The following is a 17,011-nucleotide window of genomic DNA, read 5'->3' as shown; positions in this document are numbered from 1 at the left end:
GGCCCTCACGCCCCGCTCACCATGGGGACCTGGCGCAACCCACCGCCCGCCTCCCACCCCACCCCCGGCAAACCCTCACGCCCCGCTCACCATGGGCCGCCCGGCGCAACCCACCGCCCGCCACCCACCCCACCCCCGGCGAACCCTCACGCCGGGCCCACCAGGCGCTGCCGGGCTCCCACGTCACGTTTTTAGCTCGGCATTCTTATTGGCGGAGTGATCTTGTGCTCCGTCCTTATCGCTGCCGAATTTGGCATGGTCGACTCGGGCTCGTGGATGGTATTGGTGGGCAGTTGGCGGGATAATTGGTTATGCGGTACCAACAGCTTGGATTGTTCTCTCGGAAACAGATGACGGAAATGCGTGACCGCACGCGTGCACGCAATTGGTCGCCTGAGGGTGACGCCTTTCGTCGGGAACACGCCAAGCGCCGCGCGTGGGGGCTCGCGCAACGTCACGGGCTCAAGCTGTTCCGGTTGCGCATGGAGGAGAGCCGGGCGCGGTCGACAGCCCGCGCCGAAGGCCGGCAAGTCGCGCCGACGTCGTCGCCGGAGTCGAAACCGCGCGCGCGGGTCCGGGCCGAGACGCAGAACCAGCCGCACGCCACGGCCACGCCGCGGGCCGGGGCGATGCCGCAGGCCGGGGCGATGCCGCGGACCGGGGCGACGAGCCGGGCGCACGACCAGCCCCGATCGCATGCACAGGTCCAGACCACACCGCAGATCCGCGCCAAAGCCCAAACCCAAGATCAACCCCGACCGCATGCACAGGCCCGGACCACACCGCAAACCCGCGCCACAGACCAAGGCCAACCCCGCCCTTATGCACAGGCCCGCGCCACCGACCAAGGCCAACCCCGACCTTATGCACAGACCCGCGCCACCAACCAAGGCCAACCCCGACCTTATGCACAGGCCCGGACCACACCACGGACCCGCGCCACAGACCAAACCCACGATCAACCCCGACCCCGTGCACAGGCCCAAGCCACACCGCAGGTTCCGCCCCGGCACAGAACCAAGCCGAGGCCGGGGTGCAACACCCGCCCCGACCGCAAACTCACGTCCGGAGCGAAGGCAAAAACAACCGCCATCGCGAGCACAAAATCAGGCCGAATGCCGGCACCAGCGAACGCCGGGCCCACGGAAATCGGACGCCGACCACCAGCCGGCCGATTTCGGGGAGAATTCCGCAACGGCACTATTTCGCCGGGGCGCGAGAAACTGTGGGGCGTGGTGATGGATTCAGGCGACGTGCATCACCGGGGCGGGGGCGGCCATCAGGGCGCCCGCCTCCTCGGCCGGCAATGGCTTGGCCATGAAGAAGCCCTGGCCCAGGCGGTAACCCATTTCGCGCAGGCGGTCCATCTGTTCCTGGCTTTCGATGCCCTCGGCCACCGCCGACAGCTGGAGGTACTCGGCCAGCTGGGCTACCGCTGCGGCCACGGCGAGGCGGCCTCGGTCTTCGCCGTCTGTTATGCCGTCCACGAAAGATTTGTCCAGCTTCAGGACGTCTACCGGGAAGGCTCTGAGCAGCGACAGCGACGACTGGCCGGTGCCGAAGTCGTCCAGGGCCAGGCGGACGCCCATCTCGTGCAGGGCGTGCAGGGTCTCGCGGACCTGGCGGCCGTCGGCCACCGACGACTCGGTCACCTCCAGGACCAGGTTCTGCGGCAGCAGGCCGGTTTCGCTCAGGACGGCCGCTACCTCGTCCACGAAGCCTGGCTCGCGGAGCTGGCGGACCGCCACGTTCACGTTGATGGCCTTGATGGCGCCGTCGCCGTGTTCGCGGCGCCAGCGGGAGAGCTGCTCGCAGGCCTCGCGGAGGACCCACGAGCCGAGGCGGACGATCAGGCCGGAGCGTTCGGCGACCGGGATGAAGTCGCCGGGCGAGACGAAGCCGCGGACCGGGTGCTTCCAGCGGACCAGGGCCTCCGCGCCGTGCAGGCGGCCCGTGACGATGTCGAAGACCGGCTGGTAGAGCAGGTAGAGCTCGCGCCGGATGATGGCGTTGTGCAGTTCGCTGCCGAGGCGGGCGTGGCTGACCACGTCGGCGCGCATGCGGGGCTCGAAGCGGGTCCACGCCGCCTTGCCGCCCTCCTTCGCCGCGTACATCGCGATGTCGGCGTTGCGCAGCAGCTCGTCGGCGGTGTCGCCGGGGCCGGCGATGGCGATGCCGAGGCTCGCGTGGGCCAGCAGGTGGTGCTCGCCGACCCGGAACGGCTCGGACAGGACCGCCAGGATGTTGCCGGCGGTGGCCTCGGCCGACGCGGGCTCCTCCACGTCGAGCAGCACGGCGAACTCGTCGCCGCCCAGGCGGGCCGGGAGCTCGCCCTCCTTCGCGGCGGCGCGCAGGCGCTGGGCGATCTGATAGAGCAGCTGGTCGCCGACGGCGGGGCCCATCGTGTCGTTGATGGTCTTGAAGTCGTCGATGTCGATGAGCAGGACGGTGGCGGGACGGTGGCCGGCGAGGCGCTCGGCGAGGACCGTGGTGAAGCGGGTGCGGTTGGCGAGGCCGCTCAGCGGGTCGGTCATCGCCAGGCGTTCGAGCTGGGCCTGCTGGGTCTGGAGGCCGGCGACGAGCTGCCGGTTCTCGCGCAGTCCGAGCAGCTGGCGCAGCACCACCAGGGCGGCGATCAGCACGGCGCCGACGATGACGGCGCGCTCGCGGCCCGCCATCTCCTGCGCCGAGACCGCGGTGACCAGGGCCGCGGTGGCCAGCACGGCGGCGAAGGGCAGCAGCTCGTAGATGGAGCGGCGGCCGCGTACGGTCAGCACCGCGGTCCTGAGGTGCACCCGCCGCTGACGGTAGGCCGCCGCGGTGAACGAGAGCGCGACCAGCGGGCTGCCCAGGACCGACAGGATCAGCCGGAACGTGTCGTTGCCGGCGATGAGCAGCACGGCCAGGGCCACCGCCACCATCGGCGCGGTGGTCAGGATGCGCAGCGACAGCGAGTCGACGGGCGCGTCGGGGCGGGCCGCCGCCTTGCCGATCACCACGAGGCAGAGCAGGCCGGCCACGCCGACCACGCCGGCCGCGGCGCGGGTCACCAGGTCGGCGCCGGGCAGCGCGTAGCTGAGCACCACGTACCAGAAGACCAGCGCCCCGGCGACCGCGACGGTCGCGCCGTCGAGCAGCACGCGGGCCCAGCCCAGCGGCGTGCGGTCGCCCATCGGCAGGCGGGCGAACGCGGACATCGCCCACAGCACGCCGGTCAGCAGCGGCACGGCGACGTAGAGCGACATGCCGGCGTTGTTGTTGGCCAGCGCGAGCGCGGTGGAGGAGCCGATCAGCAGGATGAAGGCGGCGTGCCCGAGCTGGCGCCAGAAGGCGCGCACCACCCGGGGCAGCACCACGGTCGAGCCGAGCCGCTGCAGCGAGAAGACGGCGGCGGCCAGCGCCACCGGCCCGCCGAGGTAGCCGTAGACGACGTCGGCGGGGTCGCGCACGACCAGCCACACGGCCACCGCCAGGGTGGCGGCGGCCGCCACCAGCAAAGGCGCCGGCGCGCCGCCGCCCGCGCGGATCGCGGCGGGCTTCACGGCCTCAGTCATGCGTGTCTACGGCTCCCGGATAGGCAGTTCCCTACCGCCTACCTGTCGGCCGTTGCACGACCTTTCTGAGAGAACTCAGCCCTTGAGCGCGGCCCCCACCACGGCGCGGGCCTCCTCCTGGATCGAGGCGAGGTGGTCCGGGCCCTTGAACGACTCGGCGTAGATCTTGTAGACGTCCTCGGTGCCGGACGGGCGGGCGGCGAACCAGCCGGTCGCCGTCGCCACCTTGAGGCCGCCGATCGCCGCGCCGTTGCCGGGCGCCGTGGTCAGCACCGCGGTGATCGGCTCGCCGTCCAGCTCCTTGGCGGTCACCTGCTCGGGTGAGAGCTTCGCGAGGATCGCCTTCTCCTCGCGGGTGGCGGGGGCGTCGATCCGGGCGTACGCGGGCTCGCCGAACTTGGCGGTCAAGTCACGGTAGTGCTCGCTGGGCGTGCGGCCGGTCACCGCCAGGATCTCCGAGGCGAGCAGGTCGAGCAGGATGCCGTCCTTGTCAGTGCTCCACGCCCCGCCGTCGCGGCGCAGGAACGAGCCGCCGGCGCTCTCCTCGCCGCCGAAGCCGATCGAGCCGTCCAGCAGGCCCGGCACGAACCACTTGAAGCCCACCGGCACCTCGTCGAGGCGGCGGCCCAGGCTCTCCGCCACCTTGTCGATCATCGAGGAGGAGACCAGCGTCTTGCCGATCGCGGCGCCGGACGGCCAGTCCCGGCGCGCGCCGAACAGGTAGTTGATCGCGACGGCCAGGTAGTGGTTGGGGTTCATCAGGCCCGCGTCGGGCGTGACGATGCCGTGCCGGTCCGCGTCCGCGTCGTTGCCGGTGGCCAGCTGGAACCGGTCCTTCTGGGCGATCAAGGACGCCATCGCGTACGGCGACGAGCAGTCCATGCGGATCTTGCCGTCCCAGTCGAGCGTCATGAAGCCGAAGGTCGGGTCGACGTTCGGGTTGACCACGGTCAGGTCCAGCCCGTACCGCTCGCCGATCGCGCCCCAGTAGGCGACGCTGGCCCCACCGAGCGGGTCGGCACCGATGCGCACGCCGGCCGCCCGGATCGCCTCCATGTCGATCACGGCGGCCAGGTCACCCACGTACGAGTCGAGGAAGTCATAGGTGTCGACCTTGTCCCGGGCGCGGGCGGCGGGGATCCGCCTGACCCCCGCGAGGCCCCCGGCGATGAGCTCGTTGGCCCGGTCCTGGATCCACTTGGTGGCGTCGGTGTCGGCCGGGCCACCGTTCGGCGGGTTGTACTTGAAGCCGCCGTCGTCCGGCGGGTTGTGCGACGGCGTGACCACGACGCCGTCCGCGAGACCCGACGAGCGGCCCCGGTTGTACGTGAGGATCGCGTGCGACACCGCCGGCGTCGGGGTGTAGCCGTCGCGGCTGTCGATCAGCGTGGTCACGTCGTTCGCCGCGAAGACCTCCAGCGCCGTGATCATCGCGGGCTCGCTCAGCGCGTGGGTGTCGCGGCCGACGAAGAGCGGGCCGTCGGTGCCCTGCGCCTTGCGGTACTCGACGATCGCCTGGCTGGTCGCGGCGATGTGGTCCTCGTTGAACGCGGTCCGCAGGCTGGAGCCGCGGTGGCCGGAGGTGCCGAAGGTGACCCGCTCGCCCACCACCTGAGGATCCGGGTGCTCGGTGTAGTACCGCGAGACGACCTTGGGCACGTCGATCAGGTCGCGCGGCTCGGCGGGCTTCCCGGCGCGGGGGTTGACGGACATGACGGTCTCCTCTTCGGTGGCGCGTGGACCTGCCGTGAGCGTATCCATATCGGGTGCCCCGGGCATCCGGGCGGTAAGGGGTTGAACCTTTTCGGCCCGTGATCCGAACTACCTTCCGTGAAACGCGTGCTCCTGCTGCTCCTGGTGGCACTCGGCGTGCTCGCCGTCCCCGCCTCCCCCGCGCAGGCGCACGCGTCCCTGCTCGGCGCGGTCCCGGCGCCCGGCAGCATCGTCGGCACCTCGCCCGCCGAGATCGTGGTGACGTTCAGCGAGGCCGTCACGCCGGTCGCCGGCCGGATCCAGGTGATCGCCCCGGACGGCAAGCGCATCTCGGGCGAGGCGAAGGCGAACGGCGCCACGCTGCGCATCCCGGTGCGCCGCGCCGATCAGCCGCTCGGCACGTACCTGGTCAGCTATCGCGTGATCTCGGCGGACAGCCATCCGATCGGCGGCGCCCTGACCTTCTCGGTGGGCGCGCCCTCCACGCGCCCCGCCGATCCCGGCGAGGCCGGGACCCATCGGTCGGTCACCCTGACCACGCCGGTCACGCGCTTGCTGGGGTACGCGGGGCTGACGCTCGCCGCCGGGCCGGCTCTTTTCCTCGCGCTGCTGTGGCCCCGCCGCCGCTCGCGACTCGCCGCGATCCGGCTCACGTACGCGGGCCTCGGGCTCATCGGGGTGGCGACGCTGCTCTCGCTGTGGGTGCAGGCGCCGGCGAGCAGCGGCGCGGCGGTGTGGGACGTCTCGGCGCGCGAGCTCGGCGAGGTGCTCGGCAGCGCGTACGGCATCACGCTCCTCGCCCGCCTCGGCGTGCTCGCCGTGCTCGCCGGGCTGCTGCCGGCGGTCCTGCGCGGTGCGGCCGGCCGCCTCCGCGCGCTGGGGGTGATCGCGCTGGCCCTGGGCGGCATGACGACGTGGCCGCTGACCGGGCACGCGTCCGCCTCGCCGCTGGCCGCGGTCATCGTCGCCGCGGACGTGGTGCACATCGCGGCCATGTCGGTCTGGCTCGGCGGGCTGGTCACGCTGACGGTCTTCCTGCTGCGCCGCACCGACCCGCGCGTGCTCGGCGTGGTGCTGCCGGTCTGGTCGCGGTGGGCGGCGCTGGCGGTCGTGTGGCTGGTCGCCGGCGGCGTGGTGCAGGCGGTGGTCCAGGTGGGGTCGGTCGGCGCGCTCTGGCAGACCGGGTACGGGCGGCTGCTGCTCGCCAAGGTGGCGGTGCTCGCGGTGACGCTGACCTTCGCCGGGTACGCCCGCAAGCTCGTGCACCGCTCGCCGGGCGCCGCCGGGATGCGCCGCACGGTCGGCGCCGAGGTGCTCGCCACGGTCGTGGTGCTCGGGCTCAGCGCCGTGCTGGTGCAGGTGAACCCGGGACGCAGCGCGACGGTCGACCAGGGCGCCGTCCGGGAGGAGGGCGTGTCGCAGACGCTAACCAGCCCGCTCTACACGCTCCAGTTCAACATCTATCCGGTCGAGATCGGCGACAGCAACACCATCCACGCCTTCGTCTACACGCCGGCCGGGGCGCCGCTGCCCGCCGACGAGTGGAGCGTCACGTCGCGCCTGCTCGACCAGGACCTCGAGCCGGTCACGCAGCCGCTGCTCGGCCTGGTGCCCCGGCACCACGCGGTGGGCGCGATCGCCTTCCCGCTCCCCGGCACGTACGAGATCAAGTTCACCGTCCGGATCGGCGAGCTCGATCAGGCGACCGTGAAGACGACGGTGACCGTCGACGGCTCGGGTTCCGTTCCGGCTTCCAGGTGACTTTCGGTCACCGATTGGGCAGTGACATGGCGACGCCCGTGGATGCCGGAAGCCGGGAGGAAGTCGTGCACGTGTCCGTGGTGGGTAATCCCGACGACTCGGTGGTGGTCACCGTGCGCGGAGACCTCGACATCGACAGCAACACGGTCCTGTCCACCACGCTCGGCCAGGTGCTCGACCGCGACCATCCGATGATCATCGTCGACCTGTCCGGGGTGAACTTCTGCGACTCGACCGGGCTCAGCGCGCTGGTCGTCGGCCACAACCGGGCCCGCGCCGGTGGCGGCTGGCTGCGGCTGGCGGCACCGAGCGAGTTCCTCGGCCGGCTGCTCGACACGGTGGGGCTGACCCCGCGCATCCCGGTCTATGCCACGGTGGCCGACGCGCTGGCGGACAGAAACCCCGGTTAGTCTCGCGGCGTGCTCATCCTGCTGCCGCCGTCCGAGGGCAAGACCCCCGCCGCTTCCGGTCCACCCGTCGACCCCGCCGCGCACTGGCTTCCCGCCCTGGCGCCGGCCCGCACGAGGGTGCTCTCCCGGCTGGTCGCGATGTGCAAGCGGTCCAGCGCCCGGTCGATGGCCGACTCCCTGGCGACGCTGGGGCTCAGTGCCGGCCAGAGCGACGAGATCCGGCGCAACGCCGAGCTGCTGTCGGCTCCGGCCGCGCCGGCCGCCTCGATCTACAGCGGGGTGCTGTACGAAGCGCTGGACGCGCCCTCGCTCGCCCCCGAGGCCCGCGCGTGGCTCGACGAGACGGCCGTCGTGTTCTCGGGCCTGTGGGGCGTGGTGCGCCTCGACGACCGCATCCCGGCGTACCGCTGCTCGGTCGGGGTGACGCTGCCGTCGGTGGGCGGCCTCACCGCGTACTGGAAGAAGGCCCTGCCCAAGGCCCTCGACGCCCTGCCGGGACCGATCCTCGACCTGCGCTCCGGCGCGTACGCCGCGATGTGGGCGCCGCCGGCCGCCCACGCCGCCACCGTGCGGGTCCTGCACGAGCGCGTCGTCGGCGGCGAGACGAAGCGCTCGGTGGTCAGCCACTTCAACAAGGCCACCAAGGGCCGCATCGTCCGCGCCCTGGCCGAGGCGGGCGCCGCCCCGGCCACGGCCGACGAGATGATCGCCGCCCTCCGCGACCTGAAATACACGGTCGAGGAGCAGCCCAGCGCGCCCGGCAAGCCCCGCCAGTTGGACATCGTCGTCGCGGAGCTGTGACGCCCGGCTACTGGGCCGCGAGGATGTCCACGACGAAGCGCAGGTCGCCCTGCTGCTCGCCGTAGGCCAGGGCCGCGGGCACGTCGAGCTGGACGCGGCTGCCGACCTTCTGGCCCGGGATGCCCTCGTCCCAGCCCTTGATGACCTGGCCGACGCCGATCGGGGTGCTGAACGGCTCGCCGCGCGACCACGACGAGTCGATGACCTGGCCGGTCCGGTAGCTGACCAGCTTGTAGTTGGCGGTGATCGTCTGGCCCTTCTGCACGGCCGGGCCGGTGCCGGGCACCAGCGCCGTGACCCCGAGCTTCGTCAGCTTGCCCTCGCCGCCCTTGACGTCCGGCTCCTTCGACAGCGCGGCGGGCGTCTCGACCTGGGCCGGCGTCGGCGCGGCGGGCTCGGCCGGCGCGGTCTCGGTGGGCGCGGCCGCCTCCGGAGTGGCCTCGACCGACGCGGGGGCCGCGGCGACCGGCAGCTTCTCGCCGTCTCCGCCCTGCACGGCGATGAAGACCCCGACGAGCACGGCGATCACGGCGACGCCGGCGACACCGCCCGCGATGGCCTGGCCGCGCCGCTTGGCGGAGTTCGTGCTGATCGGTCGGGCAGTCTCAGTACTCATATGTCGTCGACTCTCCTGTTTGCCGCCGGTCCGGAAACTTCGGACACGATACGCGCTCCACGCCGATACGCCGCGTGAAACCTCGGCCGAACCGCCGATGCGTGTGATCATCCGTCCGGCCGGTCACCGAACCCGCTCTTCACCGTCACAGATCGAAGTGAGATCGTTTGCGTTCGTCAATCACCCTCCCCATCGTTCGCAGGAGTTCCGCTTGCCCCCGCGCCGACGCCTGACGGGCCATCGGGCCGGTCCTCGCCGGCGGGCCGCCGCGCCGCCGCTCGACGGGCTCGACGGCAGCAGCCGCCGCAACGAGGTGCTCTCCTCGGCCGCGGTGATCCTGGCCGGCGTGCTCCTGGTGATCGGCTTCGGTTTCGTGGCGACCCGGGCGATGGTGCACCAGGACGAGCCGCCGGCCGATCCGCCCGCCCCCGCGCTCGGCGACGTGCAACTGCCCTCGGTGGGCCCGCAGGGCCTGATCCCGCTCGGCAGCCCGTCGCCCTCGCCGTCGCCCGCGGCCCCCAAGTCGCCGGTCTTCCGCAGCCCGACGCCGCCGCCGGCCACCGTGCGGATCGAGCAGTCCGCCGTGCCCGCCGTGGTGGACCTGTCGGCGGAGGGCACGGCCGACTGGGTGCACTGGGGGCTCGACGGCACCTTCTCCCTGGAACGCGACTCCGGCGGCGGCTTCAAGATCCTGGAGGGGGCGCCGACCGCGCCGCGCTTCCGCCACGAGCTCAGCCCGCAGAAGTTCACCTGGACGGGCGGCAGCCCGGTGGCGTCCAGCACCGGCACCCCCACAGGCATCCGCACCTGCGGAAAGGGCAACGGCTTCACCCTCTCGGCCCCGGCGGGCACCACCCCCAGGACCCTGAGGCTGTATGTGGGTTCCCTCGCGGCCCGCGGAAAATTGACCGCCCGGCTCTCCACGGGCGCGGCCGGCGCCTCTATGGTGCTCGATCAGCGCACCGGGACGCTCCGCACGGCGGTGCTGGCCGTGACCTACCAAGCTCCGAAGAGCGGTCAGGTGCAGCTGACCTGGACCACCGACGCGGCCTACGGCAACGGCTGCGGCGGGGTGGCCCTGGAAGCGGCGACGCTTCGATGACGTGCTTGCATAACGAGCCGGCCCTGGGCCGGTAGAGGGCGACAAGAGGGGTTTTCTGGTGTTCGCGGGCTGGGGATCGTGGGTGGCCCGCTTCCGGTGGCCGGTGCTGGCCGTCGCGCTCGTCGCGGTGATCAGCGCAGGCATCTGGGGGCTGGGTGTTTTCGGCCAGGTGTCCGAGGGCGGATACAACGACCCGAACAGCGAGTCCTCCCGGGCTGCCGAGGCGGTCACGGAGGCGTTCGGCGCGCAGGGCGGCGACCTCGTCGTCATCTACACCCCGGTCAAGGGCAAGATCGACGACCCGGCGCTCGGCAAGCGCATCCGCGAGCGGCTCGCGGCGCTGCCCAAGTCGGCGGTCACCGGCTCGGCGTCGTACTGGCAGAGCAGGTCGGCGCAGTACGCGGCCAAGGACAAATCCAGCGCCGTCGCGCTGATCACCCTGGCCGGCGCGGACGACGGCGCCAAGCTCGACGCGTACCGCGAGATCGACGACAAGTTCGCGGTCGAGGGCGCCAAGGTGCAGCTCGCCGGCGCGACCGTGCTCGCCGACGCGTCCACCTCGCGCTCCACGTCCGACCTGGCGACCGCCGAGGCGATCTCGCTGCCGATCACCCTGATCCTGCTGCTGTTCATCTTCGGCTCGCTGGTCGCGGCCGCGCTGCCGGTGCTGGTCGGCGGCGCCGCGGTGCTGGGCTCGCTCGGCATCCTGCACGCGATCGCCGCGCACCACGAGGTCAACTCGTTCGCGGTGAACGTCGCCTCCCTGCTCGGCCTCGGCATGGCGATCGACTACGGCCTGTTCATGGTCGGCCGGTTCCGCGAGGAGCAGGCCTCGGGCCGTACGCCGTTCGAAGCCGTCCAGCGCACGGTGGCGACCGCGGGCCGCACGGTGCTGTTCTCCGCGTGCCTTCTCATGATCGCGCTCGCCGGCCTGCTGCTGTTCCCGCAGGGCTTCCTCAACTCCCTCGCGTACGGCGGTCTCGCGGCGGTCGGGCTCGCGGCGCTGCTGTCGCTGACCCTGCTGCCCGCCGTGCTGGCGGTGCTGGGCCCGCGCGTCGACAAGCTGCCGATCCGGCTGCCGTTCGCGGCCGGCGACCCGGACAAGTCGATCTGGTCGCGGCTGGCGACCGGCGTGCTGCGGCGCCCGGTCGTCGTGGCGGTGCCGATCCTCGCCGCGCTGCTGCTGCTCGCGCTGCCGATCGGCGGGGTCCGCTTCGGCGAGGCGGACGAGCGGACGCTGCCGGCGAGCGATCCGGCCCGCCAGGCGATCGAGACGCTCCAGGGCAGCTATCCGCAGTTCGCGGGCGACGGCGTGCAGATCGTGCTCCGCGGCGACGGGGACACTTCCGCTTTCGCCGTACGCCTGCGTCAGATCCCCGGCATCCAGCAGCTCACGCCGGCGCAGCGGGCCAAGGGCACGACCGTCTTCACGGCGACGCTGAAGTCGACGGACCCGTTCAGCGCCGAGGCCCGCGACGTGGTCGACGAGATCCGTGCTCTGCCCGTACCGGCCAAGACCGAGCTTTTGGTCGGTGGCACGACCGCACGCAACATCGACAGCCTCCAGGCCACCGCCGACAAGCTCCCGCTGATGGTGGCGCTGCTGGTCGGCGCGACGCTGATCCTGATGTTCCTGGCGTTCGGCTCCGTCCTGCTGCCGATCAAGGCGGTGCTGATGAGCGCGCTCAGCCTCAGCGCCACCTTCGGCATCCTGGTCTGGATCTTCCAGGACGGCCACGGCGCCGGCCTGCTGAACGTGACACCCGCACCGCTCGAGGCGGGCATCGTGGTGCTGATGGCGGCGGTCGTGTTCGGCCTGTCCACGGACTACGAGGTGTTCCTGCTCTCCCGCATGGTGGAGGCCCGCTCGCAGGGCGCGACCACCAAGCAGGCGGTCACCGTCGGCCTGTCCCGCACCGGCCGCGTGATCAGCGCGGCGGCCCTCCTGCTGATCGTCGTGACGGGCGCCTTCGCCCTCTCCTCGGTCACCACGATGCGCTTCGTCGGCGTCGGCATGATCATCGCGCTCCTCCTGGACGCCACCGTCGTGCGCATGCTCCTGGTCCCGGCCGTCCTGGGCCTGCTCGGCGACGCGGCCTGGTGGGCGCCCGGCCCCCTGCGGCGCCTCCAGCAGCGCGCCGGCCTGGCCGAGCACTCGGGTCACGCCCTGCCGTCGGGCCGCCACGCCGCCTCCGACGAGACCCAGGTGCTGGCGCTGCCGGCGGGCCCGTCCTGGGTGCGCCCGTCCCCCGCGTTGCCCGCGTCCGGGCCGTACGCCCTGCCGGCCGGCCCGGAAGCGGCGACCCAGGTCATCCCCCGCATCACCGACGACGAGCCCATCGACGCCGAGATCATCCCCGACGTGGTGGGTGACAGGACCCCCACCCCCGACCAGGATGAGCCGGTGGACGCCGAACTGGTGGATCCGACCCCGATCAGCGCCGCCCCGGCCGCCTCCCCTGCCGCCTCCCCTGCCGCCTCCCCTTCGGCCTCCCCCGAGACCGACGCGACGGCGGTCGTGGCGGACCTGTCGTCGCTTTCGCCCGCTTCGCCTGCCACGCCCTCTTCCGCGTCGCTCTCCTCTGCCTCGTCCTCGCCCACCTCGCCTTCCTCTGCCCCGTCCTCCTCCACCACGCCTTCTCCCATTCGAACTTCGGACGATTCCGACATTTCCGTCTTGTCTGATGAGACGGGTGAGGCGTCGGAGGAGGTTCCCGCCGCCGACTTCGCGGGCTCCAGCGACCGCACCGCCGCCTATCCGATCGTCGGCCTCCGCGGCGAGACCTCGACCACCACGGCCGGCACTTCACCGACCGACGCCCAGGCCGAGCCGTTCGAGGACACCGACGCCGAGGCTGCCCCTACCGAGGCCCAGCCCGTCGAGGCGCAGTCCGTCGAGGCCAAGTCCGTCGAGGTCGCCCCTGCTGATCTCCAGCCCGTCGAGGCACAGTCCGTTGAGGCACGGTCCGCCGAGGTTGCCGACGCGGACCGCGTCGAGGCTGCTGCCGCCGAGGCTGTGCGCGCCGGCATCGAGCGCGCCCAGGCCGAGATGGCCGCCGACGAGGCCGACGCCGCCATTGCGCACGCCCCTGGCCCGGTGACCGTCGAGGCCAGCACCGAAGCCGGCCATGATCCGACCGACGACGACGTCGTCGACGCCGAGATCATCGACCCGGACGAGGACCGCGGCACGCCCTACCCCAGCTCGACCGAGTTCTTCCACTCCCCCGAGCCCGCGCGCGGTTCCACCTACAGCAGCACGAACTACACCGACTGGTCGGCCCCCGACGAGTTCTTCTTCTCCTCGTCGCCGTCCAGCACCTTCACCAGTGCCTTCGCCCTCCCGGCCGAACCCGAGCCCGTGGACACCTCGGCGCCCACCCCGTTCTTCGGCGACCGCCCCGAGGCCCCCACCTTCTTCCGCGAGCCCCTGGCCCTCCCGCCGATCCCGCCCGCCACCCGCCAACACGACCTGGCCGACACCGACTTCGAGCGCACCCGCAACCTCTCCGACCTGGTCCGCGCCCCGGAGCCCGGCCTGGACGTCACGCGCACCTTCGAGGCCCCCGACCTGGACGCCACCACCCGCATCACCCTCCCCACCGACGCGACCCCGCCGCTCGAGAGCCCGGCCCCCACCGAGCCCACCTCCGCGCCGGAGCACCCGACTCCCAGCGAGCCGACCTCCCCGCCGCAGCCCACCCCAGCCGAGCCCTTCTCCCCGCCGCAGCGACCCACCCCAGCCGAGCCCGTGTCGCCGCAGCAGCAGCCCGCCCCCGCCTCCCCGCCGCAGCGGCTTACCCCAGCTACACCCATTTCCCCGCCCCAGCGGTCCACCCCGGCTGCACCCGTTTCCCCGCCCCAGCGGCCCACCCCGGCCACACCCATTTCCCCGCCCCAGCGGTCCACCCCGGCTGCACCCATTTCCCCGCCGCAGCGCCCCACCCCGGCCGAACCCAGCTCCATGCCGGACCACCCCGCCCGCATCGAGCCGGTCTCGCCGCCGGAACGTCCCGCACCCGCCGATGCCCCGCGCCCGGCAGAGCCCGCATCCCCGCTGACGACCGACCCAGCGGTTGCCCCCCAGCCCCAGCCGCTGCCACGCCGCCAGCCGCTCCCCGAGCCTCTCCCTCAGCGCACGCCTCCGGCGGAGCCCGCGGCACCGCATCCGATCGCCGCCGAGGCCCAGCCCACGCCGGACTTCTCGGCTTTGCCGCGCCGCACCCCGCTCGCCGAGCCCGCCCCGCTCCGGACGAGCCCGGCCGAGCCCCTGCCCTCACGCTCGGCGACCCCTCCCGTGGAGGCACAGCCGACCACCCCACCGCAGCCGGACCCGCTGCCCCGCCGACAGCCGACGGCCGACCAGGACCCGTTCCGCACGAACCTCCCCCGCCGCCCGTCCCGGCCGGAATCCGTGGCCGCACCGGCGGAGTCCACGTCCACCATTCCGACGCCGCCCGCCATCTCGACGGCCCCCACCGTCCCAACGGCTCCCAGCGTCTCGACGCCGCCCGCCGTTCCGACCGCCCCCAGCGTCCCGACGGCCCCCACCGTTCCGACCGCCCCCACCGTCCCGACGGCCCCCACCGTTCCGACCGCCCCCACCGTCCCGACGCCGCCCACCGTCCCGACCGTCCCGACCGTCCCGACGCCGCCCGCTGCGCCCGTCCCCTCGACCGGCCGCAGCGACCGCCCGACGGACCTCGGCAGCTACCTCCCGCCGCGCCGCACCGAGATCCCGGCCCAGCGCCGCCCCGAGGAGCCCGCCGAGCCCGCTCCCCCGCGGCGCCCCGCGTCCCTGGCCGATCAGCCGCTGCCCCACCGTTCGGGCCGTAACGAGACCGCCTTCCCCGCTCCGGCGCCCGCCCTACCCGAAGCCCCCGCACGCCGCCCCGCCGACCTCGGCGAGCACCTGCGCGAGACGCGACCCGCCGACCTGGCGCAATACAGCCGCACCCGCCCACCGGCCGACCGGACGCCGCGCCCGGCCACGAACGAGACCCCACCCGGCCCCCGCCGGCCGGAGACCCTCGCCGAGGCCAAGCCGACCCGTCGTCCCGCGACCTTGGCCGACCAGATCTCCACCCGCCGCCCCACCGGCAACCCCGACGACCCCGAAAGCGACGAGGGCTGAGGGCCTCAGCGGAAGACCAGACCCCCGCCCACTTCCAGCACCTGCCCCGTGAGCGCCCCGGATCCGTCCGACACGAGGAGCCGGACGGTGGCGACCAGGTCTTCCGGCAGCAGGGGGCGGGGCACCGCCTGGCGGGCCACCAACGGGGCGTGGGACTCCTGGTCGTGGCCCTGGGCCAGCTCGGCCTCGCCCTCGGTGCGGATGGCGCCGGGTGACAGGGCGTTCACGGTGATGCCGGCGGGGCCGAGGGCGCGGGCCAACGATCGGGTCAAGCCGATCAGGGCGGCCTTGCTGGAGACGTAGGCCGGGCCGGACGGGCCGCCCATCACGACGGTGGGCGAGACGACGTTGATGATGCGGCCCCAGCCTCGCTCCGCCATGGCGGGGCTGAGGGCCTGCGCCAGCAGCATGGGGGCGGTGACGTTGACGGCGAACGTCTGCTGCCACTCGTCGTGGGACAGGTCGGGGAAGGCGGCGTTGGACGCCCGGGCGGCGTTGTTGATCAGGACGTCGACGGGAGCCGATCGGGCGGCGAGGTCGCGCACGGCCTCGGGGTCGCTCAGGTCGGCGTCGAGCAGGGAGGCCGAGGCGCCCAGGTCGCGGCAGAGGCGGGCGACTCCCTCGGTCTCCGCGGCGGCGTTCAGGTGGTGCAGCAGCAGGGTGTCGCCGGGGCGGGCGAGGCCGACGGCGATGGCCGCGCCGATACCCCGTCGCGCGCCGGTGATCAGGATCCGCATGCCGATCACCCTATGCGGCAGGCCGCCGCCACCAGAAGCACGACCACCACGAAAGAAGACGCCCACGAAAGCAAGCGGCGGCCACAAGAAGAAGCGGCGGCCACGAACGCAAGCCCCAGCCACGAACGCAAGCCCCGGCCACGAACGCAAGCCGCGGCCACGAACGCAAGCCGCGGCCACGAACGCAAGCCGCGGCCGCGGAAGGAGAACGCGGCCGCTCACCGGCCGGCGGGTGCCTCCAGCAGCGATGGCTCCGGTGCGGGCTCGACGACGCGGGCCGGCCGCGTCGACAGCCAGCAGCCGGCGGCGATGAGGGCGAAGCCCGCCACCGTGCTCACGCCCACGTGCTCGTTCAGCAGGATGACGCCCAGCAGCACTGCCACGACCGGGTTCACGTAGGTCACGAGCCCAGCCCGCGTCGACCCGGCGAGGCCGATCAGCTGGTAGAAGGCGAGCAGCGCCACCGCCGTGCACAGCAGGCCGAGCACCACCAGCGAGAGCCAGGCCGACGCCGCGACCGGCGCCGTGGGCAGGGCGAACGCCGCGAAGGGCGCCAGCACCACCGCGCTGATGCCCGTGGTCGCCCCGGTCAGCGCCTCGCTCGGCACCGTGGCCAGTTTGCGCTGCACCAGGATGGTCGCCACCGCGTAGCTCAGCGCCGCCACCAGCACCATGCCGGCGCCGAGCAGGCCCCAGCGGTCGCCGGAGACGTCGAGGCCGACGAGCAGGGCCACGCCGCCGAAGCCGAGCGCCAGCCCGGCCGTGCGGAGCGGGGTGAGCGGCTCCTGGCGGATCATCAGCAGGGCGATGGCGACCGGCTCGATGGCGATCAGCAGGCCGGTCAGCGAGGAGCTGATGTGCGTCTCCCCGTACGTGATGAGCAGGAACGGCCCGGTGACGTGCACGAAGGAGAGCACGACCACCCAGCCGAGGTGGCCCCGCAGGCCGGCCAGGGTGCCGCGCGCGGCGGCGAGGGGCAGGAGCACGAGGGCGGCGATGGCGATGCGCCCGGCGACGACGAGCAGCGGCGACAGGTCCTCGATGGCGACCTTGATGAGGAAGTAGGGGATGCCCCAGAGCACGGACACGAGCAGGAAGAGAAGCCAGGCACGACGATTCACACCTCGAGCCTCGTCGCCTACGGTAGTAAGCGGTAGTACCAGCCTGCTGATGTATCGATTAG

10 protein-coding genes are annotated in these 17,011 nt (G+C 72.9%); 5 read left to right on the top strand and 5 right to left on the bottom strand.

From position 1 onward, the window contains the following. Positions 1-1,244: 1,244 nt before the first annotated feature. Together Ade02nite_RS26655 and pgm are read right to left on the bottom strand one after the other, a co-directional pair. A complete protein-coding gene (locus Ade02nite_RS26655; protein ID WP_203769546.1) occupies positions 1,245-3,554 on the bottom strand; it encodes a putative bifunctional diguanylate cyclase/phosphodiesterase in 2,310 nt (769 codons plus the stop codon). Between the two features lie 75 nt (positions 3,555-3,629). Next, on the bottom strand, positions 3,630-5,267 hold the full coding sequence (pgm, locus tag Ade02nite_RS26650; protein ID WP_203769544.1) for a phosphoglucomutase (alpha-D-glucose-1,6-bisphosphate-dependent): 1,638 nt from the start codon (positions 5,265-5,267) through the stop codon (positions 3,630-3,632). Between the two features lie 117 nt (positions 5,268-5,384). Between pgm and Ade02nite_RS26645 the strand changes: the two genes are divergently transcribed. Genes Ade02nite_RS26645 through yaaA form a run of 3 tightly spaced genes read left to right on the top strand, consistent with a single transcriptional unit; the run spans position 5,385 to position 8,239 of the window. Then, positions 5,385-7,028, top strand: a complete 1,644-nt coding sequence (locus Ade02nite_RS26645; RefSeq protein ID WP_203769542.1) for a copper resistance CopC/CopD family protein — start codon at positions 5,385-5,387, stop codon at positions 7,026-7,028. Positions 7,029-7,066: 38 nt separating this feature from the next. Then, the gene (locus Ade02nite_RS26640; RefSeq protein WP_239169070.1) at positions 7,067-7,438 is read left to right on the top strand and encodes an STAS domain-containing protein; all 372 of its coding nucleotides are present in this window, start codon (positions 7,067-7,069) and stop codon (positions 7,436-7,438) included. Between the two features lie 9 nt (positions 7,439-7,447). Then, positions 7,448-8,239: a peroxide stress protein YaaA gene (gene yaaA, locus Ade02nite_RS26635; RefSeq protein ID WP_203769540.1), complete on the top strand. Its 792-nt coding sequence runs from the start codon at positions 7,448-7,450 to the stop codon at positions 8,237-8,239. Positions 8,240-8,246: 7 nt separating this feature from the next. On the opposite strand, the gene Ade02nite_RS26630 is transcribed toward yaaA, so the two are convergent. Next, a complete protein-coding gene (locus tag Ade02nite_RS26630; protein ID WP_203769538.1) occupies positions 8,247-8,855 on the bottom strand; it encodes an FKBP-type peptidyl-prolyl cis-trans isomerase in 609 nt (202 codons plus the stop codon). A gap of 211 nt (positions 8,856-9,066) precedes the next feature. On the opposite strand from Ade02nite_RS26630, the gene Ade02nite_RS26625 reads away from it, so the two are divergent. Both Ade02nite_RS26625 and Ade02nite_RS50375 read left to right on the top strand, forming a co-directional pair. Beyond that, positions 9,067-9,957: a hypothetical protein gene (locus Ade02nite_RS26625; protein WP_239169069.1), complete on the top strand. Its 891-nt coding sequence runs from the start codon at positions 9,067-9,069 to the stop codon at positions 9,955-9,957. Between the two features lie 58 nt (positions 9,958-10,015). Beyond that, a complete protein-coding gene (locus tag Ade02nite_RS50375) occupies positions 10,016-15,091 on the top strand; it encodes an MMPL family transporter (RefSeq protein WP_275409944.1) in 5,076 nt (1,691 codons plus the stop codon). 5 nt (positions 15,092-15,096) lie between these two features. Here the strand turns inward: Ade02nite_RS50375 and Ade02nite_RS26615 are convergent, their stop codons facing one another. Together Ade02nite_RS26615 and Ade02nite_RS26610 are read right to left on the bottom strand one after the other, a co-directional pair. Continuing rightward, positions 15,097-15,828 carry an SDR family NAD(P)-dependent oxidoreductase gene (locus tag Ade02nite_RS26615; RefSeq protein ID WP_203769536.1) on the bottom strand — a complete coding sequence of 244 codons (732 nt, stop codon included), beginning with the start codon at positions 15,826-15,828 and terminating at the stop codon, positions 15,097-15,099. Positions 15,829-16,046: 218 nt separating this feature from the next. After that, positions 16,047-16,949 carry a DMT family transporter gene (locus Ade02nite_RS26610; protein WP_203769533.1) on the bottom strand — a complete coding sequence of 301 codons (903 nt, stop codon included), beginning with the start codon at positions 16,947-16,949 and terminating at the stop codon, positions 16,047-16,049. Between the last annotated feature and the right edge of the window lie 62 nt (positions 16,950-17,011).

It is taken from the genome of Paractinoplanes deccanensis, assembly GCF_016862115.1.
GTDB lineage: Bacteria > Actinomycetota > Actinomycetes > Mycobacteriales > Micromonosporaceae > Actinoplanes > Actinoplanes deccanensis.
This window is presented reverse-complemented; position numbering and strand designations above follow the sequence as displayed.